This window comes from Streptomyces sp. NBC_00019 (assembly GCF_045041015.1).
In the GTDB taxonomy this organism is placed as follows: domain Bacteria; phylum Actinomycetota; class Actinomycetes; order Streptomycetales; family Streptomycetaceae; genus Streptomyces.
Window position 1 is genome coordinate 6,105,603 of the sequence record NZ_CP108302.1, and the last position, 24,223, is coordinate 6,129,825.

Below are 24,223 nucleotides of genomic sequence, written 5' to 3' on the forward strand. Positions count from 1 at the left end.
GCTGTCCCTAAGCTCTTCCTGTGCCTTGACTCTGGGGTGGCCTGCGGTCCACCGCCTAGCGGTTCACGGCCTGGATCTCCTGGACGGTGACTGCCTGTTCGTTGCCGAACGTGCCGTTGGGGAGGTCGCCGCCGGCGCCGCCCGTGCCGGTCCAGGCGATGTCCCAGGTGATGGTCGCGCGGAGTTTGTAGGTGCCGTCGCCGGAGGAGCGGAGGTACTTGAGGCCGCAGGGCGGGGTCTCGTCGGCCTTGCCCTTGGCGTAGGGCTCGCCGATGGAATCGTCGGCGTTGATGGCGCACTCACCGGAGGCCGGGTAGGTCTGGGCGTCCTTGGTGCCCGGCTCCAGCTTCAGGGACACCGGCTTCGCGGTGGTCGTGGCCTGGACGTTGAAGCCGGGGACGTTGAGGGCCGCCGTCGCCTGGACCTCGTCGAAGACGGCCTTGTCGAGCCAGGCCCATGTCGGCAGGTTCACCTTGGTGATGGCCTCGGGTGCGAGCGTGACCTCGGTGTCGGGGAGCTCCATGTGCTGGTACGCGAGGGCGGCGAGTATCTCCGGAGTGATGGCCTCTTCGTACCGGGGCGGCGGGGCCTCGCCGTTGTCGACCCAGAACGGGATGTCGTTGCACGACCCCCGCTTGAGGATGTCCGGCTCGTCGGGGTTCTCGACCGCGGCCCAGAACATCCCCTTGCCGTCCTTGTCGACGTTGTAGTCCTTGTAGCCGGGGGTGTCGGTCCAGCCGTAGTCGTCCTCGTAGTGGCGCTGCAGATCATTGAGCGCCGCGCCTGCGTGGCCGCCCATGCCGGGGGTGTTCATCTGGCTCTCGATGTTTTCGGACATCTTCTTCTTGAAGTCCTTGGCGCCGAGGTAGGGGGCGTACCAGCAGGGCGGGGGCGTCCAGTTGACGTCGGAGGACGTTACGTTGCCTGCGCCACCGCCCTTGGCGACGGAGCCGGAGTACTGGATCTTTGCGGCGGCGTAGATGGTTTTGCCGTCGCCGCCGCCCGACTCCTCCGTGGCAGCGCCCTGGTCCTTGCCTGTAGGCCCTGCCGCGTAGGCCGGTTCCGTGAGGACGAGGGCGCCGAGAGCCAGGAACAGGGCCGCGGTACCGAGCCGCTTGCGTCGCAATCCGCTCACTGGCACTTCGCCGCCTTGGTCTGGACGTACACCTTCGATGCTTGCCACAAGCTGTCGGCCGTGGGCGCCTTGGACATGATGATCTTGAAATGATCGAAGTCCGCGAGACTGGGCTCGGTCTTCAGGACCTTCCCCGTCTTGATCTCTTTGCCATAGAACTTGCTCGAGTCCACGCAGAACGCCACCTCCACGGCCTGGCCGTTCGTGGTGGACCGCGTGCTGACGTCGTAGTGGCGCTCCGTGCCGGTGGCCGTCCAGCCGCCCTTGATCCAGGCGTTGATCTGGGTCTCCGCGTAGTGAAGCCCGTCACCTGTGGCGTACGCGACGACGGCGGCGTCCTTGGTCGTGCGTTCGTCGATGCCCCGATAGATGGCGCGGAGGAAGTTCGCGGCATCCTCCATCGCCTCCGCCTCGTTCTTGTCCTTCGGCTTGTCCCAGTCGAAGACCATGGTCAGATCCATGTCCTTGGGCAGCGACACATCCACCCCGTCCGGCTTGTCCTCCGCCGGTGCTCCCGAGGCCGACGCCGAGGCCTTCGGTGACTCCGATCCCTGGCCGGCGCCGGCGATCTTGTCGTTGTCGCTGGCTTCGTCGTCCCCGCTACCGCAGGCCGTCAACAGCAGTGCCGCCGTCGCCGCCAGCGCGGCAGCAACGGGCAAAGAGCGGCGCTTCACAGTGAACTCCCCGTGAGAAATAAGTTCAGTCAAGAGGTCTGACGGTATCGGTGGGGTTCCGGGTTTCGCCAGAGCGAACTTGCCTGTGAACGGGGGCAATTCCGGTCGTATGGGGGCGCTTGTGGATGTGACCTGTGTCCTGATCGTGCCCGAACGGGCGACGCCCTCGGACGCGTTGAAGGAGGGGCGTCCGAGGGCGTCGGGGTGTCGATGCGTTTCGCTTTGCTATCGCCGGGTTCTGCATCTCGGGCACGCGCACGATGGATACGCCGACGTGCGCGGCAGTGGCTCCGCCCGTCCGCCGGCCAGGATCTCCACCTTGCCCCGGTCCTCCGTCACCGTGCCGTCGGTGTCGAGTTTGTAGACGCGCAGGGTGAGGCGGGAGCGGTGGCGGGTCCTGCTGTCGATGATGTCGAGTACGTCCGTCGGGGGCGGGTAGTGCGCCGCGCAGTCCGGACACGCGTACACATTGAAGCCGGGGCCCGTCGGGGCGTGGACCTCGTGGACCAGGACCGGTTCCTCGGTGGTGCGCTCGCAGCGGGCGCACATGCGCAGGGCGGGGCGGGTCATCGGGTTGCCGCCGGGACGCGGATGCCGTGGATGTGGGTGGGTCCGGTATCGATGCCGAAGGTGGCCAGGTAGGCGGCTCGGCGGCGTTCGCGTTGGCGGCGGTGTTCGGCGGTTTCGACGTGCTCCGTGACGCGGCGGGGCGGCGGGGCGGCGGGGCGGGGGTGAAGCGCAGGGGTGGCGGGGTGCCGAGGCGGTGACGGCCCTGGGGGTGCGGGGTGCAGAGGGTCAGGATCCAGGCGAGGGCCCGGACGGTAAGGTCCAGCATGTCGACGCTCCTCAGTAGCGTTGGCCGTGCCCCGGGACGGCTTCCCTCCGTCGCCGGGGTCTGTTTCTGTGCAGGCACGCTACTGGGTACACATGGGAGGTGTATAGCGGTTGGGCACACTCCACCCGTACGTGTAACTGGCTACTGTCGTACATTGTTCGATATGACGCCAGATCCAGGTCAGTCGCCGATCGACCCGAACAAGATCGCGTACGTCTATATGCAGATGGCCGATCACATCGCCGAGCGGATCGCCAAGGGGGAGCTTCAGCCTGGGGCGCGGCTGCCGGGTGAGCGGGATCTTGCGGCTGAGTACGGAGTCGCGCACCTGACCGCCCGCCGGGCAACTCGCGAGCTCCGCGAACGCGGCCTCGTGGTCACCCTCCCCGCCAAGGGCACCTTCGTCGCCTACCCCGAACCCGAAGAACCCGGCGTCGACGAGGAGTAGTGCCCGCTCAGGCCGCAAGGTCCTCGAAGCGGAACTCGGGGCTGGTGCCCGCTTCCAGGGCGGTGGCCAGGCGCTCGATCAGTTCGAGGGTCGGGTCGACGTCGCTTTCCTCGATGGCCTCGATGTCGGCTTCCGGCAGATCGGCCCGACGGGCCAGCTCCGCGGTGGTCCAGCCGAGGGTGGAACGCCTGTCGTGGACCGCCTGGGTGAAGTCCATACGGCGTCCCGAAGCTCGGTACGCGGGGTCCTTGCGGTGGTCGGGCGGGGCCTTCCAGCTGGTGTGGTACCCGCCGCCCATCAGCCCTCCTTGTGCCTGCCGTGAGCGTCGTGCTCGTGAGACTTCGACACGCGACCTCTGTCGTGCTTCGCCAGTCATAATGCCCGTAGGAGGTGAGCTTCCGTGTCCATCATGAGTGACCTGATCGAGCAGGGCGGCATCCCTGAGGGATACAAGGTCGAGGTCTTCGACGGCAGGGTGATCATGACGCCGCAGAGCCCGGAACAGGACTGGACCGTCTCCGATGTGAAAGACGCGGTGAAGGCCGCGGGCATCGCCCGGGAGCGTGTCTTCGGCGACGTACTCATCACTTTCCCCGGCGAGAACGACGCGGCGCCCGACCTGACGATCGTCGACTTCGACGCCGAGCGCCGGAAGAACAGCTACTCCTGCCTGGATGTGCTGGCGGTGGTCGAGGTCCCGTCCGAGCCGGAGGACGAGAAGGACTACGTCCGGAACGTCCGGAAGTACGGACGCTACGGGATCGACTTCTACATGATCGCCGACCCGTTCAGGAAGACGGTCACGGTGATGTCGGAGCCGCACGCCTCCGGGTACGGGCGGGTCGTCGAGACCCCGTACGGGCAGCCGGTCGGGTTCACGCTGGCCACCGGAGAGCGCGTGAAGATCGACACCAGCACGTTCCCCACGCGTGGTGGCGATGGCGAGTGACTCGCAGGGCGGGGCTGGTCGGGCTTCCACGTCTGAACAGCTCGACGATGCCCGGGGCCTTGCTGCCGCAGAGGACAGCAAGGCCAGCAGCCGACGTTGGGTGTCTCTCGCCGAGGTGGCTGCCCGGTTCGGGCTGAACTCTGATGGGACGCCCAAGCGGTGACCTACGAGATTGTTCGGGCGGATGCTGGGGGGGAGCCTGTCGCTTTCGCCGTGCGAGCTGGCGTGTGGGTCGGTGTGAGCGACCGGCAGCGGGAGAGCGTATACGGGACGTATACTGCCTGCATGGCTGACGTGATGATCCGTGTACCCGCCGAAGTCCGCGACCAGCTCGCCGCCGTAGCGGAGGCACGGGGGACCAGTCTCCGTGCCCTTATGCAGGAAATAGCTGCTGAGACGCTGACACCTGAGCAGATCGAGGCGCGGGCCGAACGCGTTCGCACGTTGCTTGCCGAGCGGTTCGGGCACTACGTGTCGGACGAGGAATCCGCCGAGATGCGGCGGAGGATGAGGGAAGCCACCGCCGCCCACCGGGCTGCTCTCGCGGACGTGGAGCACTCACGTTGAACCACGTCGAACACTTTGTCCTCGATGCGCCGACGCTGCTGGCGATGGGGGGCGACAAGCAGGTCTCCGGCCTCATCCACGCTGCGGCGGCCAGCGATGACGTGCGGCTGTGGGTTCCGGTGCTCTGCCTCCTTGAGGCTGAGCGTGAACGCGCCGGGGTGGTCGCCCATGTGGGCGTGCTGGTCGACGTGCTCCGGGTCATCGATGACGACTATGCGATGGCGGTGACTGTCGCTGAGTTGCATCGTGGTGGCGTTGCTTTCGACATCGCGGCTGCCGTGCACGCCGCGCGTCCGAATCTGATGCTGCCGGAGGGCGCCCTGATCGCCACTGTGACGCCGGATGTTTACGCAGGGCTTGGCGTTGGCGTCATGGACCTGAATCGTTGACCTGAGTCGTTGAATGGCCGGACTCCGGCTGTGGCTGCGTGCCGCCCCGTCTCCGGACGGTGAGATTCCGTCCGAGGACGGGGCGGTTCGTTCGTAGACCTCACGGCCTCAGACGCCTGGTGTCAGTGCCTCCGGCACCGGCTCACATCGATGCGCACGATCTGCGGATCGTGATCGCTCGCCTGGTCCGCGAACTCCGCGTTGATGTGGACCACGTCGTAGTCGAAGTGGGTGACCGCGGGGGTCGTCAGCGTGTGGTCCAGGGTCTGGGAGTTGCCGTCGTAGACGTAGGTGTAGCGCTCCGCGGGCGGGAGGGTCGTGATCAGGGGGCGAAGGACGCCCCCGGACGTCAGCGTCGTCACCGTCCGGGAGAACTCGAAGTCGTTCAGGTCGCCCAGGACCACCGCCTTGGCGTCCTTGTCGGCCGCCAGCAGGGACTTGACGAAGGTGTTCACCTCCGCCGCCTGTGCCGCGCGCTGGGTTTCCGAGCTGCGGGCGGGCTGCTGGTAGCGGCCGTGGAGGGGCTGGTCGCCGCCCTTGGAGGTGAAGTGGTTGGCGATGACGAAGACCGGTTCGCCGTGGAAGACGAACTCGCCCACCAGCGGCTTGCGGCTGCTGTCCCACGCGTCGCTCGTCGGGTTGATGCGGCCGGGGGAGTACGTGAGGTGCGCGCCCTTGCGGGTCTTCACCACGCTCGTCGCCGTCGTCGCGTCGCCGCCCGCGCGGTCCGTGAAGGAGACCCGCTTGGGGTTGAAGAGGAACACCTGGCGGATGTTGCCGCCGGGCTCGCCGCCGTCCTGGTTGTTCTCGGGGGCGATGTAACGCCAGGAGTAGCGGGGGCCGCCGGCCGCGCGGATCGCGGTGGTGAACTTCGTCAGCGTCGCCTCGGACGTCAACGTGCCGTCGTTCGTCGCACCGTTGTCGTCCTGGATCTCCTCCAGGGCCACGATGTCAGGGGAGTTGAGGTTCACCGCGACGCCCTGTGCGAGGCGGTCGAACTTCTCCTGGGCGTCCAACGCGTCCAGGTTCTCCACGTTGTACGTCGCCACCGCCAGCTCGTCGCCCTTCTGGCGGCGGGTCACCTCCTGCTTCAGCCCCTCGGAGGCCAGCGTGCCGAGCTGCGTGGCCTGGAGGATGTAGCCGCCGTAGGTGGAGTAGTCGAGCGGGCCGGTCGTCGTGCCGGACAGCTCGTCGCCGACGTTCGCCACGGGGCCCGTCGTGTCCAGCGACGCCACCTTCACCCGGCCCGTGTTGGGCTCGGCGTAGGAGGAGTAGAGGGTGCCGCCGCGCTTCGTCGGGTGCTCGTCGGGCTTCACCGTCACCCACAGCTCGTCGTACGCGTCCCTCGCGCCGACCACGCGCGCGTCCGTGACCGTCGTACGCATGCCTTCGAGGGACTCGTAGAAGTCCAGGGCGTACGACCCCGGTTCGAGAGCCAGCGCTTCGATGCTGCCTCCGTCCGCGTCGGGCGTGTACGCGTCCGGGACCGTCGTCCCGTCCAGCTTCACCGGCTCCGGGAGGGCGTTGCCGGCCGAGACGACCGTCGCCGTCGGGCCCGTGATCTCCGTGACCGACTGGCTGGTGCTGCTCGGGTGGTACTCGGTGACCCGGCCGGTGACCAGGACCGAGTCGCCGACCGCCACCGTGGGGGTGGTCGAACCCGTGTAGACGAAGACGCCCTCGCTGGTACGGGCGTCGGCGTCCGCCTCCGGGTCCTGGATCCAGTAGCCCTTCGAGCCGCTCGTGCGGACGCCGGTCACGATGCCGGGGACGCGGGTGACCGCCTTGCCGGCGTACGGCGAGAGGCGGGTGGTGCCCTGGATGTCGTGGACGCGGACGGTGCCCGGGTCCGTCGTACCGCCACCGCCACCGCCTTCGCCGCCGCCCGAATCCGGGGTCTGGCCGGCCGAGTTGACCGGCGTCGGCGTCCCCGCGGTCAGGTCGGTCGCGTTGTCGTCCGTGTCGGCCAGGGAGTCGGCGCGGGCGACCGAGGCCGTGTTGGAGGCGCCGGTCGCGGGGCCGCTGCCCTCGCGGACGACAGCGGTGCCGTAGCCCACGACGTCGAGGATCCGGCTGTCGGCCGTGCAGTCCGCGGCGGTCTTGCAGGTCAGCGCGGTGGTGCCGGAGACGAGGGCGATGGTGCCGGTGGTGGCGCTCATCGCGATGGAGCTGGCGGCGTCGGGGGTCGGCAGGGCCGTCGTACCGCCGCTGCCGGTGCCTTCGCCGACCAGGTAGTGGCCACCGGCGGCGAGCGAACCGCTGAGGGCGGTGACCTGCCACTGCGAGCTCGCGGAGGCGGTGCCCGGCAGGTACTGCACGCTGTAGGCCGACAGGTCGAAGACCTCGGAGCCCGCGTTGGCGAGCTCGACGAAGTCCCGGGTCAGGGTGGCTCCCGAGTTGCCTCCGCCGCCGTACACCTCCGAGATCACCGCGGTGGCCGACGGGGCGGCGACGGCGGTCCAGGCGGGGAGGGCGGTCAGGGCGAGCGCGCCCACCGCGCCCACGGCTATCAGCGGGTAGGCGGCGCGGCGGGCACGGGGGCCTCTTGCCGCGTGCGGGCTGCTTTCCCCGCGAGAGCTGCTTTCCTCGTGGGGTCTTCCATCGGGGCTGGACACGCTGGCGGTCTCCTCGGATCGGACGTCGGACGGCGGGTGCGGCAACGCGCCTTCGGTCGGCGGCACTTGTGGCGGGGGCGTGGGGGACCGTGGGGAGTCGGCTCAAGTTACGCGCGTAGAAGTGGGGGCGCCAAGAGGGCGTAGGTTAAATCCTGGGAACAGGTGGGTGAGGGGTGCCTGTGACATGGAGGTTGCTGTGAGCGGTGGTCGGTTTCGGGCTCGGGACGACAGCCGCTGGTGCGAGTGAAGTCGCCCTCGTCACCCTTGCCGCCGACAGCGCGCCCGCGGGGCGGCACGTCTCGCGTCAGTGGACGATTGCCCACTCCCGCACCTTGCGGCCGAGCTTGGTGAAGCCTTCGGGGATGGCGGAGAGCAGGTCGTCCTCGTAGTACGGGATGCGGTCGGACTCGTCGTCGGGGCCCGGCAGCGTCAGCAGCAGGGCGGGGTAGTCGTTCGGGGCCGTGTCGTTGAGGCAGCGGTCGCAGAGCGGGAGCATCTTGCGGCGGTTGCCCTCGGTCGACAGCCGTACGTGGCGGCTGGACTTCGCCGGGCCGTGCAGGGGGTTCACGCCGCAGCAGCGGGTGGTGTCGTCGTGGGCCAGGGCGGCGCGGGTGGCCCGGGCGAGGACGATGATCACGACGAGGGCGGCGGGGCGGAGGGCGTCGAGGTCCTCGGCCGAGCCGCCCGCTGCGGAGGCCTCATCGACCAGCACCATCGTCGCTTCGTAGCGGTCGAGGGACCGGGCGTCCGCCGTCTCGCCGGTGCCGAAGGCGGTCGTCATGGCGCGGAGTTCGGTCTTCGCCGTGCCGCGCAGATACGGCAACGACGGTTCTGCCGGGGAGACTTGGGGCAGTGCCGAGGTCGGGAGCGGCTCCGGCTTGCGGCGCCGCAGCAGCGCGCGGACGATGCCCAGGGCGGCCGCCGCGAGGCCGAAGAACAGGAGCGCGGCGAGGACACCCAGGAACAGGCCCGTCCAGAACTCGCCGTAGTAGAGCGGGCGCAGCTCGTCCTCGGCGATCGGGTCCGTGACCGGGTACGGGTCGCCGGGGGTGGTCGGCTCGTCCGTGCGGGCCGTCTTGCCGAGGATGACCATCAGGTCGTCGAGACGTTCGCCCAGGAGGTGGTCGTCGGCCTCGTCCGACTTCGAGTCCCCGTACGAGATGGACTCCGGGAGGTCGAAGAAGGCGCTGTAAGTGTCCAGCCCCAGGCCGTGGTTGAAGACGTCGATGTAGCCGTCCAACGGGTCGGCGACGATGTAGACGCCGTCCTTGCCGCCGAGCTTGTCGCGGACCGCCGAAGTGAACGCCTCCTCGTCGCCCTGGGACTCGTCCTCGTACATCTGCGGGACGAGCGCGACGAAGACCGGGCCGCCGCCCTTGGAGGAGCTGAACTTCTCGATACGGCTGTGGAGTTTGGCGAGCTGGGCCGTGTCCAGTGCCCGGGGGCTCTCCGGGTCCGCGTACACCGGGTCCTCGGCCAGGCCCTTCGCGACGCGGTCGAGGCGGGCGTTGAGGTCGATCGCCCTGGGCGGGGGTGAGGCGCTCGACGTGGTCTGGTCGAAGACGAGGGGGGCGGTGAGGGTGATCGCCACGGCGGTGGCCAGGGCGAGTGCGGCGAGGATCCAGATTCCGGAGGACTTCGACTTGCCCTTGGCCTGCTTGGCCTGCTTGCGGGGGGCCGCTCCGGGGCGGCGGCGCCACCATCGCCGTACATAAGGAACCAGCAGCAGCATCAGCAGGGGTACGCCCGTGACCGCTGCCCCCGTGAGGGTCGACTGGTTCTCGCGGTCGGACGGGCCGATGTACAGGTCGGCCGGTTCGTCGCCGTCGCCGTACTTCTCGCGTGCCGCCTCCGCGCGGGCCGCGGCCTTCTCGTCGCCCTGCGCGATGGCGTCGGCGAAGCGTTCGAAGCTGCGCAACGGGCCCGCGTCATAGGGGAGTTCGTAGAAGGCGACGGTCGCCGCGTCCTCCGCCGGGGCCCGTACCCCGTACGCCTTGGCCTCCGTGACCGTCGACTCGTCGATCAGTACGTACACGCCGTCCTTGCCGAGGCGGTCGTGGACCGCGTCGAGCAGGTCCACGCCGGTGGTGGTCTGCGCCGGGAGGACGAGGACGTAGGTCGGTACGCCGGTGCGCTGGGCGAGTTTCGCGAAGTCCGGGGCGGTGGACTTCGGTATCTCGCGGGGGAGTTGGTCGGTGACGTAGACCGGGCTGGTGCGGAGCTGGGCGGCGAGGTAGGCGGCCTGGGTGTCCGTGGAGGTGGCGGCCCGGGCGGCGGGCGTGGCGGTCGCGAATGCCGTGATGAGCAGGGCGAGAAGGGTGAGGAGCCGAGCTCTGATCGCACCGTTCTTCTTCGCTGCCGCCGTCATCGCCGCGTGCCCCCGTTCCCCGCCTGCAGTCACGCGCGGCACTCTACTGGGGGACTTCGCTAGTGCGAAACGGTGTCCTGCGGCGGCGAGAGGCGGGTGAACAGCTGTTCGCCGTCGAGGGAGGTGAGCCGGTACCAGGAGCCGTCCGTGAACACGATGCGGAAGTCGCGTCGCGCGGTGCGGGGAAGTCCTGGGTCTCGTTCTCGGGCTCGTCCCGTTCGCCGAGGGATTCGGAGGCGCTGGGGCCGACGCCGTTTTGCCGAGCACCGCGGCGAGGGCGATGAGCGCGAGCGCGATGATCACCCTTGAGCGGAGCCGGTACGTCGGCCCTGCCGGTCAGCCGGGCAACTCCCCTTGAATGTCCCGGCGTTCGGTTGTACTGCCGCGCACGTAATCAGTCCCCTGCTTCCGCGAACAGATCCTCGGCGGCGTCGGCCGTCACGGCGCGGGTGAGCCAGGTGCGGAGGGTGTCCAGGTCCGTGCAGGTGGTGATTCGCTCGTGTACGGGCTCCGGGATGTCCAAGCCGCGTGCGGTGAGGATCAGGAGGATGTCCTCGGCACGGCCCTCGGCACGGCCCTCCGCGCGCAGACGCTGGGAGGTCTCGGAGCGGAAGAAGGAGAGGTCGACTGCCATCAGATGCCTCCAGGTCTCGGCGGCCAGGGCTTTACCGAGGCCGAGTTCGGTGAGCTCGGCGAAGATCCTCGCGGTCTCCTCGTCGATGGTCTTCAGGGCGACAGCCAGGGCTTTCAGTATGGCAGGGGCGTTCGGGTCCTTGGCGTGCGTGATGGCGCTGAGTGTCGCGAGCGGGATGTCCCGGGCGGCGGCGGACGGGTCCGTGATGAGGGGAACGTTGTGCGGACCGAGGACCAGGGCGCGGAAAGTGAGCGTGGGCCAGTACGCGGGGCCGATGGTGTAGGGCTTCGCGGCCCACTCGGCCGTGCTCCTGTCCTGGCACGTCACGAGGAGGACGGGCGGAATGCCGTACTTCTCGCGCAGGTGCGCGACGTAGTAGGCCCAGCTGCTGCGCTTGCGGGGATCCTTCTTCCCCTGCGCCTCGACGATCAGGAGATGACTCTCGCCCGACGCCGTGTCGATCCTCAGGAGGGTGTCCACGCGCCGTTCCGTGGGCTGGATCTCGGTGAGGTCCGTGGGCATCAGGGACACGGCGACGGGGTCGGGGAAGGGGAGGTCGAGACGCCGGAAGGTCCGGGCGAAGACGCCCGGATCCTCCTGGAAGATGCGATGCATCGCCTCGTGGGATGAGCTGACCATGTGGTGGACGGTAGGGGGACGTGTCCACCGTGATCCCGCGTATGGCGTTGGATCACCCGGTGGGGTGAAGTGGGGTCAGTGGAGCTTTGCGTTCTGGGCCTTGACCAGGTCGGTGGGGACCTTGGCCGAGCTGGACCGGCCCTTCATGAAGCCGCTGCTGTCGATCGAGAAGTAGTTGACGATCGTGTCGCCGAAGCGGAAGGTCTGGGTGCGCATGGTCTGCGTGCCCTTGTAGCTGACGGTGGAGGCGGTGGCGATCGACTCGTCGGCGGCCGCGTCCGAGAAGGGTGTCTCCTTCTTCACCGAGGTGTAGGGGGTGCTGGCCTTGTCGGACTTGGCGGTGTAGCCCGCCGTACAGGAGGAGACCGCCTCGGCGAGGCCCTTCATCGCGGCTTCGGCCTTGCCCTCGGCGTAGGTGGCGAGGGTGATGTAGTGGTACGTGAAGGTTCCGTCGCTGGCGAGGCGGACCGCCGAGGCCTCCGGTTCGCCGAGGGGAAGATAGTTGGTCGCGTACGCCAGCGGGGCACAGGCCGGCTTGTCGACGCGCATGTCCTCCTGGGTCTCGGCCATGGCATCGCCCTTGGCGGGTTCTTCGACGTTGTAGTCGGCGACTTCCGCCTTCGTGACGAACAGCTTCGTCAGCTCCTTCACCGGGTCCACCGCGGGCTTCGCCTGCGAGGCCGTCGCCGTCGGCCCGGCGGTCGCCTTCGCGTCCGAGCCGCCGCCACCTCCGCCGCACGCCGTGAGCGTGGTGAGGGACACCAGGGACAGGACGGCGGTGGCGGCCAGCGCGGCTCGCTTCATCGGAGGGACTCCTCAGTGACGTGTCCGTGAATCGAGCACAGAGCATGGCATGCCGGTTTCACGCCCTCGTGAGCGAATCGTGCAGGCCTCATGGGCGGACCGTGACGAAAGCCCCCGCGCGTGCAGGATGAGATGCCTGTCATTGATTCGCTTCCGCACAGCTCACGGGCCCTGCTCCGGCTCCCGCGCAACTGGGCAACACGCGCCTGAAGTTGCAGATGAATAACGAGGAGCAGGGTGAGGTGCATGACTCCGGACGCGCCTTGAGGGGCTTATGTGTGGCTGATACGGTGCCATGGCTTGACACTCACCCCAGCGATGGCTATCCGCGCAGATCGAGCAGCGGCGGGTGAAGTGTCCTAATTTGCAGAGAATTTGGCAGACAATTTTCTTGGGTGTACGGGGAGCGGTTGCGTGAAGATCCAAGAGCGTACGGGGGCGGGTCAGGGTCGTTCCGCCGCTCCTGCTCAGCCGTCGGTCGGTGACCGGCTTCCCACGCCGCCTCGCGAGCGCAAACCGGCGCTGGCGGCGCTGGCGGTGCTGCTGATTCTGGTCGGTGCGCTGGGGGCGACGATGCTCGTGCTCCAGGCCGGGGACCGGATCGAGGTCGTCAAGGTCACGGAGGAGATCCAGGCGGGCGGATCGGTCACCAACAGCAACGTGACCTCCGTCATGGTCGCCGAGGACAGCAGCATCCACTACATCAAGTGGTCACTGCTGGACGACCTGAAGAAGCTGAAGGCCGTCAGCACCATCCCGGCGGGCGCCGTCGCCGTCGGGGAGATGTTCGGTGACAAGGTCGCCGCCTCCGACGGCAAGACCCTCGTCGGTCTCTCCCTCAAGGCGGGTCAGTTCCCGACCGGCATCAAGGTCGGGGACACCGTCGCCGCCTACCGCGTCACCGAAGGCGGCTCCGCCACCGGCAACAGCTCCGCCTCGACGTCCGGCAGCGACAACTCCCTGCTCGTCGGCAAGGCGGTCGTGACCGCCACACCGGGCGACAAGGGTGACGATGAACTCGTCGGCAGCACCAACTCGGCCTACACCCTGGCCGTCGGCTCCGACGAAGCCGCCGCCCTCGCCCAGGCCGCCGCCAACAACGAAGTCGTCCTCGTCCTCGTCCCCAGCAGCAACTAGAAGGCGGCTCCCGACCCATGGCGCTCATCGCTCTCGCCGCCGACAAGGGTTCCCCCGGCGTCACCACCGCGGCCGTCGCCCTCGCGGCGGTCTGGCCGCGGCGGGTGCTGCTCGCCGAGACCGACCCGGCGGGCGGCGACCTCGTCTACCGCAGTGCCGCCGCGCACGGCGGGCCGCTCAACCCGAACACCGGCATGCTGTCCATCGCCGCCACCGCGCGCCGTGGACTCGTCCCCGACCAACTCTGGGACCACGTGCAGCCGTTGAGCGGCGGGCTCGAGGTGCTCGTCGGACTCGGGAACGCCGAGCAGGCCGCCGGTCTCGCCGGACTGTGGCCGACCCTCGGGCACTCCTTCGCCTCGCTCGCCGAGTCCCCGCACGCCGCCGCCGACGTCATCGCCGACTGCGGCCGGATCGCCGGGGACACCCCCGCCGTGGACCTGTTCCCGCACGCCGCCCTCGTGCTGCTGATCAGCCGTACCGAGCCGGAGGCCATCGCCCGCGTGCGCGACCGTGCCGCCGCCCTCGGCAACAAGCTGCACGGCGGGGCGCGCGGTGCCGCGAGCCTGGGCACGCCGATGATCGGGGTCGTGCTGATCGCCGACACCAACAGCGCGGCGAAGATCGCGGGCCAGGTCAACGACATGCTCGTGCACGCCCAGACCGGCGCCCGCGTCGTCGGCACCATCGCCGACGACCCCGCCGGCGCCGACCAGTTGGCCGGCCGTAAGCGCGGGCGGCTCGACAAGTCGCTGCTCATCCGCTCGGCCCGCAAGGTCACCGCGGACCTCTACCAGCAGTACGGCGCCGCCTGGACCGTACCCACCCAGGCCCAGCACGGTCAGATGCACGGCGAGATGAACGGCCATGCCGGAGCCGGCCGATGACCGCTGTCGACCATCAACTGGTCAAGCGGTTCCGGCAGGACGCCGGCGACCGGATCTCGGAGCAGCGGCGCCAGGACCAGGTGTCCGGCGTCACCCCGATGTCCCCCGAGGACGAGCGGCACTACGCCCGCGCGGTCATAGCCCAGATCCTGGAGGACCACGCCCGCACCGAGATCAACGCCGGGCGGACCCCTCTCGACGCGGAGACCGAGGAGCAGTACGCCGCCGCGGTGCACGCCGCGCTCTTCGGCGTCGGACGGCTCCAGCCGCTGCTCGACAACCCGGACGTCGAGAACATCGACATCAACGGCTACGACCAGGTCTTCGTCGGCTACTCCGACGGCAGTGAGGTCACGGGCGACCCCGTCGCCGAGTCCGACGAGGAGCTCATCGAGCTCATCCAGGTGCTCGGCGCCTACTCGGGTCTGTCGTCCCGACCCTTCGACTCCGCCAACCCCCAGCTCGACCTCCGGCTCCCGGACGGTTCGCGTCTGTCGGCCGTCATGGACGTCACCAGGCGCCCGGCGCTCTCCATCCGTCGCGCCCGTATGGGCAAGGTCTTCATCTCCGACCTCGTCGGCAACGGCACGCTGAGCCCGGAGGTCGCGCACTTCCTCGCCTGCGCGGTCCGGGCCCGCAAGAACATCATGATCGCGGGCGCGACCAACGCCGGAAAGACCACGCTGCTGAGGGCCCTCGCCAATGAGATCCCGCCGCACGAGCGTCTGATCACCGTCGAACGCGCCCTGGAGCTCGGGCTCGACACCTTCGCCGACCTCCACCCCAACGTGGTCGCCTTCGAGGAACGCCTGCCCAACTCCGAGGGCCAGGGCATGATCCCGATGGCGGAACTCGTCCGCCGTTCGCTGCGTATGAACCCCTCTCGCGTCATCGTCGGTGAGGTCCTCGGCGACGAGATCGTGACCATGCTCAACGCGATGTCGCAGGGCAACGACGGCTCGCTGTCCACGATCCACGCCAACAGCTCCAGCGAGGTCTTCAACCGTATTTCCACGTACGCGTTGCAGGCCTCCGAACGGCTGCCCATCGAGGCCAGCCAGATGCTGATCGCGGGCGCCGTGAACTTCGTCGTCTTCATCCAGCGGCGCAACAACTTCCAGTCGGGCGGCCGCCTCCAGCGCTCGGTCACCTCCGTCCGTGAGGTCAACGGCGTGGACGGCCGGGTGCTGTCCAGCGAGGTGTTCGCCGAGGCGCACGACGGCCGGATCGTGCCGCACGCGCCCATCGCGTGCGTGGAAGACCTGATCGCACAGGGCTACCGGCCCACCGGAGCGTGGGGGTGACCATGACGACTCAGACTCTTGCCGCACTCGACTCGCTCGGTTCCATGGGCGGGCTGTTCTCCACCGAGGTCCTGTTCTCGATCGCGTCCGGTGTCGCCGTCGGCGGTGGCATCGCGCTGTTCGCCATCGCCGTACGAGGGCTGCCGGCCAAGCCGGACCACGAGAAGCAGAAGGCCGCCGAGCGGGCGAGCGAGCTGATCCGGTTCGCCGGGCAGCGCGGTTCGCTCGCCGCCATCGTCGGCATCGTCGTCCTGCTGCTCACGCAGTGGGCGGTGGCCGGTATCGCGGCCGGTGTGCTCGTCTTCTTCTGGGACCGGCTGTTCGGCGGTGCCGGTGAGGAACGCGCCGCGATGAAGCGTGTGGAGGCGCTGGCCGGCTGGACGGAGTCGCTGCGCGACACCATCGCGGGTGCGGTCGGCCTGGAGCAGGCCATCCCGGCGTCCGCGCGCGCCTCGGCGCCCGTGCTGCGCCCGCACCTGGACGCGCTCGTCGACCGGCTGCGTGCCCGCACGCCGCTGCCCGACGCGCTCCAGCACCTCGCCGACGAGATCAACGACGCCTCCGCCGACATCATCGTCGCGGCCCTCATCCTCAACGCCCGCCTCCGCGGCCCCGGTCTGCGCCAGGTGCTCGGCGCGCTCGCCAAGTCGGCGCGCGAGGAGGTCGACATGCGCAATCGCGTGATGGCGCAACGGGCCTCCACCCGACGCTCGGTGCAGATCGTCGTCGCGGTGTCGGTCGCCTTCGTCCTCGGACTGTCCGTGTTCAACCGGGAGTTCGTGGAGCCGTACGGCACGGCGATCGGCCAGGTCGTCCTCGCCATCGTCTGCGGGCTGTTCGCCCTCGGCTTCTGGTGGCTGCGCAAGCTGTCGACGATCGAGACGCCCGAACGCTTCCTGATCAAGGACGATGCGTCGGTCCAGTTCGTCCGTCCCCGTACGCCGTCCCAGCAGCAGCCGGTCCAGCCGTCGCAGGAAGAGGGGGTACGCCGATGAGTGACGTCACCATGCCGGTCGCCGTCGGCGCGATCATCGGCCTCGGCATCTACGTCCTGGTCCGCGCCCTCATGCCGTCGAAGCGCAGCGCGGTCTCGCAGGTCGCGCGGATCGACGCGATGCGGGCCCGGGGCTCGGCGTACGAGTCCGCGCGCACCGCCTCCGACTCGGGCCGTCTCGGCTCGGTGCGGGCCGAAGTCGGCCAGCGTGTCGCCGAGTTCTATCTGCAGCAGGGCTGGGAGCAGCGCTCGCTGCGGGCGGACCTCGCGGTCCTGGACCGCAGCTGGGAGAAGTTCCTGGCGACGAAGGTGCTGCTGGCCACGGCGGGGCTGTTCTTCGGCCCGCTGATGTTCGCGATCGTGTGGACGCTGGCCATCGCCGACAGCCCGATCATCCCGGTCTGGCTGGCGCTGCTGTTCGCGGCCGTCTTCTTCTTCCTCCCCGACCTGGAGGTACGCCGGGACGCCGCCGACAAGCGGCGCGACCTGCGTCGGGTGATCGGCGCCTATCTGGACCTGGTGTCGATGAGCCTCGCCGGCGGCCGCGGTCTGCCGGAGGCGCTGATGGCGGCGGCCGAGGTGTCGGACGGCTGGGCCACCCAGCGCATCCGCAACGCCCTCGCCGACGCCCGTATCACCGGCATCAGCCAGTGGCAGGCGCTGGGCCAGCTCGGTGAGGAACTGGGCGTGGAGGAGCTGAAGGACCTCTCGGCCTCCCTCGCCCTGGTGGCGGACGACGGCGCGAAGGTCCGTGAGTCGCTCGCCTCCCGCGCCGAGACCATGCGACACCGCGAGATGGCCGAGATCGAGGGCAGCGCGGGCGAGAAGTCACAGTCGATGCTCGTCGCTCAGCTGCTGCTGTGCGCCGGCTTCCTGGTGTTCCTGATCTACCCGGCCGCCATGCGGGTCTTCCAAGTCTGACGCCGCCTCAACCCTCGAAAGCCTCTGAAAGGACAACTGACCATGAACGAGCGGAACTTCAGCACGGGGATCCCGGCGGTGGACTTCCTCGTCACCTTCCTCCAGGGCCGCGTGCAGCGTGCCCGCTCCGGCGAGCTCGACCGCGGTGCCTCCGCCGTCGAGTGGGTCATCATCTCCGCGGTCGTCGTGGCGATCGTCGGCGTGGTCGCCGCGATCATCAACCGTGCCCTGGAGGGTGGCGCCGAGAAGGTCGAGAACTGCATCAACGGCGCCAACCAGAGCGGCACCTGCTGAAGCAGCGGAATCGAAGAAGGTACGGGGGTCTGGTGCAGCGCATGCGGGCATGGGTACGCCGGCGACGGGAAGCCGCCGCGACGGGCGGCGAATCCGGCATGACCGCGATCGAGTTCGTGCTGCTCACCCCCGTCCTGTTCTTCATGATCTTCGCCACCGTGCAGTTCGCGCTGTACTTCTTCGCCGACCACGTGGCCCAGGCGGCCGCCCAGGCCGGCGCCCGCAAGGCGCGTGCCACGGCGCACGACGAGCCGGGTGCGTGGCGGGGCAAGGCGCGGGACGTGGTGGACGACTACATCAGCCAGCTGGGCCCGAGCCTGGTGCTGTCACCGGACGTGGCGATGCTCCAGCCGGAACAGAACACGGTGGGTGTGGAGATCACGGCACGGGTCCCGTCGGTCTTCCCCGGCCTGGATCTCACCGTGCACGCGCAGTCGGTCGGCCCGGTGGAGCGGTTCGTGACGGAGGACGGCAACTAGATGTCCTCTTTCAAGCGCCGCCTGGATGACGACCGGGGCCTGTCCGCCATCGAGGTCGTGATCCTGGCCCCGGTGATGATCCTGTTCATCCTCGTCCTGGTCGCCTTCGGGCAGATGGTGGAGGGGCGCGGCGCCATCGACGGCGCCGCCCGCGACGCCGCCCGCGCGGGCTCGCTCCAGTGGGACGTCGGCAACGCCATGGCGGAGGCGCGGAAGGCGGCCGAGGCCGATCTGACGGACGTCTGCGTCGGCCCGGTGACGGTGGACAAGACCAGCGCCGGCTTCGAGGACGCCGAGCTCTTCACGGTCGAGGTCAGCTGCCGGGTGAGGGGTCTGGCCATCGTCGGCCTGGACATCAAGACCACGATGTCGGGTTCCTTCACGGCCCCGCTCGACCCGTTCAAGAGGAAGGCGGGATGAGGAAGTTGAGCGTTCCTGCCGGTGTCCGCGCATGGCTGGAGTCCCGCCGCGCCCACCTGGACGACCGCGGCTCCGGCGCCGGCGCGGTCATCATCTTCGCCCTCGTCTTCATCTCACTCTCGGCCTTCGTGATCGACGGCGGCCTCTCCATCTCCAAGCGGGAGCGCGCGGCGGACATCGCCGAACAGGCGGCCCGTTACGCCGCCCAGGACATCGACACCGACGCCCTCTACGAGAACGAGGGCGGCGAAGCGCCGATCAACTACGAGAACTGCGACGCCCGCGTCAAGGCCTTCGCCCGCGAGATGGACATGTCCGGCGCGGACATCGCCGCCACCCACTGCGTGGCGGCGGACGTCGACCAGGTCGAGGTCGAGGTGCAGTTGACGTACTCGCCGGTGTTCGTCGGCATGTTCTACAACGGCGACGTGGTCGTCCACGGGCAGGCGGTGGCGGAGAACCAGGTCGGCTGACGCCGTCCACCCGCCCCCGCGAACCGACAGGCTCATGATCACGCCGGACATCAGTGACTGCCAGATCTGCGGCGCCCCGGCCCCGCTCGTCCCAGGCCGGTGCGAGGAAGTCGTCGGTTACCGTCTGATGCGGAACCCCTGGTCGGAGGCTCCCGCATGGTGCGGATGGTCGTGAAGCGAACGGGTCCCTGGTTCCGCTTGGGGAAGGAAGACCTGCCGGCCCTCGCGCGGAGGGGCGTCGTTCGATCTCCGGCTGAGGTCATTCCGTATCGGCTCCCCGTGGATCTCGGAAGTGAGCTGGAAGACGTCGAGTACGAGGTCGTGGACTACCACCCTTCGAAACGTCTCCCCGAATACGTCGCCGGCGCCCCCTTGACGCTTCCGGAAGAAGCCCCCTCGTTTCTCGCCGATCACGTGAAGAGTTACGTCCCGGTCACGTTCGGGGAGGAGGGCGAAGGAGCGTGACGAGAGCGCTGCTCAGGATCGACGTCCGCCTACGAACGTCAGCGTGTCCCTGATGGCGTGCGGTGCCGTGCAGACCCGCTGCCCGCGGCACGGCGTACAGCTCCGGTGTCAGCGCTCCGTTGAGCCGCGCCGCCACGGCCAGTCGACCATCCCGTGAACCTGACTCACACCCCGCCGAGCAAAGACGCCAACCCACGCTCGAGGTCCGGCTCCAGGGGCTCGCCGCCCGGTTCCATGACGGCGTACGAGCGGAGCAGGAACCGGTGCAGTGCCGTCGTCTCGAAGATGACCAGCGCGACGCCCTCCCGGGCACGGAACTCCACGGCGGTGCGGGACGGGCCGTACGGCTGGACGTGGACGTTGCCGACTCCGGCCGGGCAGCCGAGGCCCTCTTCCAGCAGGCTGCGAGCGAAGGTCCAGGTGACCTCGTCGCCGTCGAGGGATATCCAGGGCGGGAAGACGAAGTGGACGGCCAGGGGGTCGTCCGAGGCGTAGCGGAGGGTCACGGGGACCGCCAACTCCTCGTCGTCCTCGGTGAGCAGACGCGCGCCGGTGGGTTGTTCCAGGGCGAAGTACATGGACGGGCTCCGATGTGGGGCTGGTTGGGCCGATACGTGTGTACGAGCGACTGGAGGGGTCTCTGATTACGCCGTGAGGGGAGTGACGTGCGTCACTTTCTACGATGGCTGAAACTTTGTTTGAAACTTTTGCCATCTAGGCTTACAAATCCTTCCCCCGCACTAGAGCAGGCCCCTGGAGCGTTTCGCCATGTCCGACGTTTCCACCGCCGTTTCCACCGCCGAATACGCCCGGATCTACGAGGAGCAGCAGCCGCGTCTCGTCGCGTACGCCCGCTCCCTGACCCGGAACGCCCACACCGCCGAAGACCTCGTCGCCGAGGCGCACTTCCGGGTGTGGCGGCGGCTGGCCGCGGGGCACGGGATCGACAACGTGCCGGCGTATCTGATGACGACCGTGCGGCATCTGGCGAGCGCCGCGGGGAGTGCCGTACGGGAGACTCCGCAGGATCCGCAGGCCGGCGAGCAGGCCGAGGCCGGGCGGCACGGGGACGATCCGGCCGAGCACGTGTCCTCCGTCGACATGGTGGTGCGGGTGCTGGGGCAGTTGCCCGAACGGTGGGTCAAGGCCCTGTGGTTGGCCGAGGCGGAGGGGCAGCCGCTCGCGGCGATCGGGCCGCAGCTCGGGACCAAGGAGGGCGCCACCGCCGTACTGCTGCATCGGGCGCGGGAAGGGATGCGGCTGGCGTTTCTGCGGACGCAGACCGGTGCGCCCGACGATCCCGCGTGCCAGGTGCACTGGGCTCGTATGCCTGCCTATGTACGGGGTTCCGCCACCGCCCGGCAGTCCGAGCGGCTGCTCGGGCATGTGGACGCGTGCGACGACTGCCGGGCGCGGCTGGCGGCGCTGATGAGCGCCAACAGCCGGCTGCCGGCACTGGTCGGGCCCGCGCTGCTGGTGTTCGCGGTGGGCGGGACCGGCAAGTTCCTGCTGGGGTTCGCGGGTACGGCGACTGCCTTCGGCGGGTCCGGTGGCGGGCTGCTGGACGGAATGCGGCACAACTCGGTCGGGGGTTCCAAGGCCGCGGCCGCCGCGGGGGCCGTGGTGGTGGGTGCCGCCGCGGTGTTCCTCGCCCTCGGGCCCGTCGAGTCCGGTTCGATTCCGGCTCAGCGGGCGCCCGTTGCCGAGGCGCCGGTGGCGCAGATTCCGGTGGCGGAGGCGCCGGCGACGGGTGACGCGGTGGAGAGCGGCGATACGGCGGAGGGGGCGGCCGACGTCCAACGCGGTGTGCGGGTTCGGGCCGAGGGCGCGAGCGGGGGCGTAACCGGTGTGACGGAGGCGGAGGAGGGGCCGGTGGCCGCTACGCCGTCGCCCACCGAGACCGCGCCGCCGGAGGAGCCTGGTGGCACGACGCCGGGGGACACGGATCCGGCGCCGCCGACGACCGGAGGGGCGGACGAGGCCCCGGAGGCTCCGGCACCCCCTGCCGAGGACTCCCCCAAGACACCGGAGCCTCCCGCCGAGGAACCTCCGAAGACGTCGGCACCGCCCACCGAGCAGCCCCCCACCACGCCGGCACCGCCCGTCGAAGAGCCCGTCCAAGAGCCCCCTCAGGCACCGGAAGCTCCCACCGAGGGCACCCCCGACGCGCCCGGCGCCCCCGCCGACAACACCCCCGAACCCGAGACCCCGAGCGCGCCGACACCCGACCCCGCGCCGGACCCGGAACCCTCGACTCCCACGGATCCCCAGCCCGTTGAGGACCCGAGCCCCATACCGGCCGACCCGACCCCGACCACCCCGCCCGTCGAGGACCCGGCCACCCCGCCGGCCCAGGACCCGGTGCCGACCACCCCCGGTCCCACGGACCCGCCCGCCACGACCGACCCGGGCCCCGCCCCCGTATCCCCCGGGGGCGACTGCGCGGGCCCCACGCCGGGCGGCTAGCGGCCAACGGCCTGACTCCGCCCCGCGGATCGTCAGGCCGTGATGGTCCTAGCTGCTCTTGGAGTCCTTCTCCTCGGTCTTCATCCCCTCGTCGGCCTGCTTCGCGAGCTTGTCGTCGAGCTTCTTGAACTCGCGGACGACGGCGTCCGACATCTTCGCGAGCGCGTCCAACTGCTGTGTGATGTCCTCGCGCCCGTCCTCCCAGTTGGACTCGAAGTCGTCGAGGGAGTTGTTGACGCTGCCGTCGCCGATGTCGTCCCTGTACTGCTCGAAGAGCTTCTTGGTGTGGTTGAGCCGCGTCTTGATCGACCGCAGCTGGCGGCCGTAGTCCTCCAGCTGGCTCAGCGGGATGGAGAGGTCGCTCTTGCCGCCCTGGCCCATTCCGGACTCCCCCGATCTCGTAGTCTGACGTGCACGGTACAACGGAAAGATTCCGGCGAGAGCGAACGAGCAAACGGGGAAGGTCGGTCGGCAACATGGCCCGCTACATGGAGGCGCTCACGGTCGAGCGCGGGGGTTTCCGTATCAAGGTCCCCGAGTCGTGGTGGGAGTTCGACGTACGACCGGAGTCCCGGGACGACTCGATCCGCCGCATGGTGAACGAACGCGTCCAGCAGCACCCGGAGCTCGCCCAGTACCGCGACACCTACATGGACTTCCTCCGCAAGGCCGCGGCGGACGCGTGGAAGTCGGGCGCGCTGTACTGCGGCTGCATGGCGGAGAGCTTCGGCGGCGATACGCCGATCACGGGCTCGGTGACGGTGTCGATGATCGGCGGTCGCAACGAGCGGGGCGAGCCCCTGTCGAACGACCCCTCCGTCATCGCCGGCCAGCTTGCCGTCAAGCAAGCCAAGAAGGAGGGCGACTCCTGGCGGAAGGTGACGACCGTCGACATCCCGGGGGTCGGGCCGGCGGCACGGACGTACGGCATCGAGGACATCGTCGTACCCGACGACGCGCTCAACCGGACCATCCGGGCCGTACTGATGCAGACGTACATTCCCGTGCCGGGGCAGCAGGGCAAGGTCGCGCTGGTGGCGGGGAGCAGCCAGGTGCTGGACCTGGCCGACTCCTTCTTCGACATCTTCGACGCGATCACGTCGACGTTCCGGTTCAGCGGCTGACAGCGGCGGTGGCGCGGGTTCCCGAGAAGGGGTTGGCGTACGACGTGTTCGGCCCGCTGTGGGCGGTGCTTCCCTGGGGCTGAGCCGCGCACCCGTCTCGTCGTATCCGCCGTTCAGAAGGTGGCTGCACTGCTGGGTGCCGACCCCGAGCGACCCGGTAGCTTGCGCAGGCTGTGGCCAGGATGAAGGCGTGGGTGACCGTCGGACCATGGCCATCACTGGTGAGTGGGGCGGTGAGCAAGTGCATGAAAAGATCCCGCTCGTGCCTCAGACGATCGACCGCAGCCGCTCCCTGGAACAGCTCGACGGGCATAGCTGGCCGGACCCGCCCACGGACACGACCGCCGTGGTCATGAACATTCATGAGCTGCGCCGCCGTCCGGTCGGCCTGCTCGAACCGCATGAGCTCGCTCGCTTGATCGGCCAGGACATTGGCCTGCCCTGGCTGCTTCCACTGGCTGTGGAGTTCCTCCGGGACACCGCCCCCTGTCAGGCTGCCGGCGGCTGGTACGACGAGGATCTGCTCTATGCGGTCGTCACCAGAAGGCCGGAAGCGTGGGTGGACATCCCGGCTTCGGCACGTGAGTTGCGGGAGACCGTAACCGGGCTGACCGACCTTTCACGCTACGTGAAGCGTGAATTGGAAGCCTTTCTCTCCACCCGTCCCGAAGAGATGTGAAGATGCAGAACAAATCCGACAAGTGGTGGTTGCGATAACACCCGACTGGAACTGGGAGACCGGCAAGGGCCTGCTCGGCATGGACGACCCCGCCGAGGTGGACGCCGCGCTCGATCGTGCCGACCGGTACCTCGGCGCGGCGGTGATCGGCCTCGCCCTCAACTGCCCGCCGGAGGTGGTGTCACCGCGGATCATGCGGGCACTGGAGCTGCTGCCCGGCCCGGGGCGGGACTTCCCCTTCACGGCTACCGCCCACCTGGCCCGGCTCGACGGCCGACTGACTCCGGAGCTGTACGCCGCTCTCCGCGCGGAGGGCCTCGGCGGAGCCGCCGATCACGCGATCGACGACACGCTGTCGTTCGTGCCGTTCCGGGACCTGCCGCCGTGGTTGAAGCGGCGGCGGGTGTACGTCACGGTGCGGGAGACGTTGCTGCGCTGGTGGCTCCGCCCGGTGGAGGCGGTCGGCGAGGCGTGGCGGGCCGTGCGGGGCTCTCGGTCCGGCTGAGCTTCACGTCGAACGGGA

General features: G+C 69.3%; 28 protein-coding genes. 18 read left to right on the top strand and 10 right to left on the bottom strand.

Going from position 1 to position 24,223, the window contains the following annotated elements; translation table 11 throughout:
- Positions 1 to 55: 55 nt before the first annotated feature.
- From OHU89_RS28875 to OHU89_RS28885, 3 genes are all read right to left on the bottom strand, one after another.
- Positions 56 to 1,135, bottom strand: a complete 1,080-nt coding sequence (locus OHU89_RS28875; RefSeq protein WP_405647093.1) for a hypothetical protein — start codon at positions 1,133 to 1,135, stop codon at positions 56 to 58.
- Positions 1,132 to 1,809: a hypothetical protein gene (locus tag OHU89_RS28880; RefSeq protein ID WP_405647094.1), complete on the bottom strand. Its 678-nt coding sequence runs from the start codon at positions 1,807 to 1,809 to the stop codon at positions 1,132 to 1,134. The genes OHU89_RS28875 and OHU89_RS28880 overlap by 4 nt, the downstream gene beginning before the upstream one ends.
- A gap of 225 nt (positions 1,810 to 2,034) precedes the next feature.
- Complete coding sequence (locus OHU89_RS28885) at positions 2,035 to 2,379, bottom strand: hypothetical protein (protein ID WP_405647096.1); 345 nt, start codon at positions 2,377 to 2,379, stop codon at positions 2,035 to 2,037.
- A 428-nt stretch (positions 2,380 to 2,807) separates the two neighbouring features.
- Here OHU89_RS28885 and OHU89_RS28890 point away from each other — a divergent pair, with 428 nt between their 5' ends.
- A complete protein-coding gene (locus OHU89_RS28890) occupies positions 2,808 to 3,092 on the top strand; it encodes a GntR family transcriptional regulator (RefSeq protein WP_405647097.1) in 285 nt (94 codons plus the stop codon).
- 7 nt (positions 3,093 to 3,099) lie between these two features.
- On the opposite strand, the gene OHU89_RS28895 is transcribed toward OHU89_RS28890, so the two are convergent.
- Positions 3,100 to 3,390, bottom strand: a complete 291-nt coding sequence (locus OHU89_RS28895) for a helix-turn-helix domain-containing protein (RefSeq protein ID WP_405647100.1) — start codon at positions 3,388 to 3,390, stop codon at positions 3,100 to 3,102.
- Positions 3,391 to 3,501: 111 nt separating this feature from the next.
- Between OHU89_RS28895 and OHU89_RS28900 the strand changes: the two genes are divergently transcribed.
- The 3 genes from OHU89_RS28900 (at position 3,502) to OHU89_RS28910 (ending at position 4,997) form a co-directional block, all read left to right on the top strand.
- Positions 3,502 to 4,041 (top strand): Uma2 family endonuclease, encoded by a 540-nt coding sequence (locus tag OHU89_RS28900; RefSeq protein WP_405654688.1) that lies wholly within the window; start codon positions 3,502 to 3,504, stop codon positions 4,039 to 4,041.
- A gap of 285 nt (positions 4,042 to 4,326) precedes the next feature.
- Positions 4,327 to 4,608 carry an Arc family DNA-binding protein gene (locus OHU89_RS28905; RefSeq protein ID WP_405647102.1) on the top strand — a complete coding sequence of 94 codons (282 nt, stop codon included), beginning with the start codon at positions 4,327 to 4,329 and terminating at the stop codon, positions 4,606 to 4,608.
- Complete coding sequence (locus OHU89_RS28910; protein ID WP_405647104.1) at positions 4,605 to 4,997, top strand: hypothetical protein; 393 nt, start codon at positions 4,605 to 4,607, stop codon at positions 4,995 to 4,997. The genes OHU89_RS28905 and OHU89_RS28910 overlap by 4 nt, the downstream gene beginning before the upstream one ends.
- 122 nt (positions 4,998 to 5,119) lie before the next feature.
- Here the strand turns inward: OHU89_RS28910 and OHU89_RS28915 are convergent, their stop codons facing one another.
- The 4 genes from OHU89_RS28915 to OHU89_RS28930 all read right to left on the bottom strand — a co-directional run bounded on the left by OHU89_RS28915 (position 5,120) and on the right by OHU89_RS28930 (position 12,057).
- Positions 5,120 to 7,510: a lamin tail domain-containing protein gene (locus tag OHU89_RS28915; protein ID WP_405654690.1), complete on the bottom strand. Its 2,391-nt coding sequence runs from the start codon at positions 7,508 to 7,510 to the stop codon at positions 5,120 to 5,122.
- A gap of 406 nt (positions 7,511 to 7,916) precedes the next feature.
- A complete protein-coding gene (locus tag OHU89_RS28920) occupies positions 7,917 to 10,013 on the bottom strand; it encodes a hypothetical protein (RefSeq protein ID WP_405647106.1) in 2,097 nt (698 codons plus the stop codon).
- A gap of 361 nt (positions 10,014 to 10,374) precedes the next feature.
- Positions 10,375 to 11,253: a hypothetical protein gene (locus tag OHU89_RS28925; protein ID WP_405647108.1), complete on the bottom strand. Its 879-nt coding sequence runs from the start codon at positions 11,251 to 11,253 to the stop codon at positions 10,375 to 10,377.
- 75 nt (positions 11,254 to 11,328) lie between these two features.
- Positions 11,329 to 12,057, bottom strand: a complete 729-nt coding sequence (locus OHU89_RS28930) for a hypothetical protein (RefSeq protein WP_405647110.1) — start codon at positions 12,055 to 12,057, stop codon at positions 11,329 to 11,331.
- A gap of 414 nt (positions 12,058 to 12,471) precedes the next feature.
- On the opposite strand from OHU89_RS28930, the gene OHU89_RS28935 reads away from it, so the two are divergent.
- The 10 genes from OHU89_RS28935 (at position 12,472) to OHU89_RS28980 (ending at position 19,431) form a co-directional block, all read left to right on the top strand.
- Positions 12,472 to 13,194: a hypothetical protein gene (locus OHU89_RS28935; protein ID WP_405647112.1), complete on the top strand. Its 723-nt coding sequence runs from the start codon at positions 12,472 to 12,474 to the stop codon at positions 13,192 to 13,194.
- A gap of 17 nt (positions 13,195 to 13,211) precedes the next feature.
- Complete coding sequence (locus tag OHU89_RS28940; RefSeq protein WP_266889100.1) at positions 13,212 to 14,081, top strand: hypothetical protein; 870 nt, start codon at positions 13,212 to 13,214, stop codon at positions 14,079 to 14,081.
- The gene (locus tag OHU89_RS28945; RefSeq protein WP_405647114.1) at positions 14,078 to 15,385 is read left to right on the top strand and encodes a CpaF family protein; all 1,308 of its coding nucleotides are present in this window, start codon (positions 14,078 to 14,080) and stop codon (positions 15,383 to 15,385) included. Before OHU89_RS28940 ends, OHU89_RS28945 begins: the two co-directional genes overlap by 4 nt.
- Positions 15,386 to 15,429: 44 nt before the next feature.
- Positions 15,430 to 16,380: a type II secretion system F family protein gene (locus tag OHU89_RS28950; protein WP_266899388.1), complete on the top strand. Its 951-nt coding sequence runs from the start codon at positions 15,430 to 15,432 to the stop codon at positions 16,378 to 16,380.
- Complete coding sequence (locus OHU89_RS28955) at positions 16,377 to 17,300, top strand: type II secretion system F family protein (protein ID WP_405647116.1); 924 nt, start codon at positions 16,377 to 16,379, stop codon at positions 17,298 to 17,300. Before OHU89_RS28950 ends, OHU89_RS28955 begins: the two co-directional genes overlap by 4 nt.
- Positions 17,301 to 17,342: 42 nt before the next feature.
- The gene (locus OHU89_RS28960) at positions 17,343 to 17,594 is read left to right on the top strand and encodes a hypothetical protein (RefSeq protein WP_046263660.1); all 252 of its coding nucleotides are present in this window, start codon (positions 17,343 to 17,345) and stop codon (positions 17,592 to 17,594) included.
- A 41-nt stretch (positions 17,595 to 17,635) separates the two neighbouring features.
- Positions 17,636 to 18,073, top strand: coding sequence for a TadE family protein (locus tag OHU89_RS28965; RefSeq protein ID WP_365394019.1), 438 nt, complete (start codon positions 17,636 to 17,638; stop codon positions 18,071 to 18,073).
- On the top strand, positions 18,074 to 18,493 hold the full coding sequence (locus tag OHU89_RS28970; protein ID WP_405647119.1) for a TadE/TadG family type IV pilus assembly protein: 420 nt from the start codon (positions 18,074 to 18,076) through the stop codon (positions 18,491 to 18,493).
- Positions 18,490 to 18,966, top strand: coding sequence for a TadE/TadG family type IV pilus assembly protein (locus OHU89_RS28975; RefSeq protein ID WP_266889095.1), 477 nt, complete (start codon positions 18,490 to 18,492; stop codon positions 18,964 to 18,966). Before OHU89_RS28970 ends, OHU89_RS28975 begins: the two co-directional genes overlap by 4 nt.
- Positions 18,967 to 19,122: 156 nt before the next feature.
- Entirely contained in the window at positions 19,123 to 19,431 is a 309-nt protein-coding gene (locus tag OHU89_RS28980; protein ID WP_405647121.1) for a hypothetical protein, read from the top strand.
- Positions 19,432 to 19,595: 164 nt separating this feature from the next.
- On the opposite strand, the gene OHU89_RS28985 is transcribed toward OHU89_RS28980, so the two are convergent.
- Positions 19,596 to 20,009: an SsgA family sporulation/cell division regulator gene (locus OHU89_RS28985; protein WP_405647123.1), complete on the bottom strand. Its 414-nt coding sequence runs from the start codon at positions 20,007 to 20,009 to the stop codon at positions 19,596 to 19,598.
- A 190-nt stretch (positions 20,010 to 20,199) separates the two neighbouring features.
- Here OHU89_RS28985 and OHU89_RS28990 point away from each other — a divergent pair, with 190 nt between their 5' ends.
- Positions 20,200 to 21,897 (top strand): sigma factor, encoded by a 1,698-nt coding sequence (locus OHU89_RS28990; protein ID WP_405647125.1) that lies wholly within the window; start codon positions 20,200 to 20,202, stop codon positions 21,895 to 21,897.
- Between the two features lie 48 nt (positions 21,898 to 21,945).
- On the opposite strand, the gene OHU89_RS28995 is transcribed toward OHU89_RS28990, so the two are convergent.
- A complete protein-coding gene (locus tag OHU89_RS28995; protein ID WP_405647127.1) occupies positions 21,946 to 22,278 on the bottom strand; it encodes a hypothetical protein in 333 nt (110 codons plus the stop codon).
- Positions 22,279 to 22,373: 95 nt separating this feature from the next.
- Between OHU89_RS28995 and OHU89_RS29000 the strand changes: the two genes are divergently transcribed.
- From OHU89_RS29000 to OHU89_RS29010, 3 genes are all read left to right on the top strand, one after another.
- Positions 22,374 to 23,021: a hypothetical protein gene (locus tag OHU89_RS29000; RefSeq protein ID WP_405647129.1), complete on the top strand. Its 648-nt coding sequence runs from the start codon at positions 22,374 to 22,376 to the stop codon at positions 23,019 to 23,021.
- A 208-nt stretch (positions 23,022 to 23,229) separates the two neighbouring features.
- Entirely contained in the window at positions 23,230 to 23,700 is a 471-nt protein-coding gene (locus OHU89_RS29005; RefSeq protein WP_405647130.1) for a contact-dependent growth inhibition system immunity protein, read from the top strand.
- Between the two features lie 22 nt (positions 23,701 to 23,722).
- Positions 23,723 to 24,205 (top strand): hypothetical protein, encoded by a 483-nt coding sequence (locus OHU89_RS29010; protein WP_405647132.1) that lies wholly within the window; start codon positions 23,723 to 23,725, stop codon positions 24,203 to 24,205.
- Positions 24,206 to 24,223 lie beyond the last annotated feature (18 nt).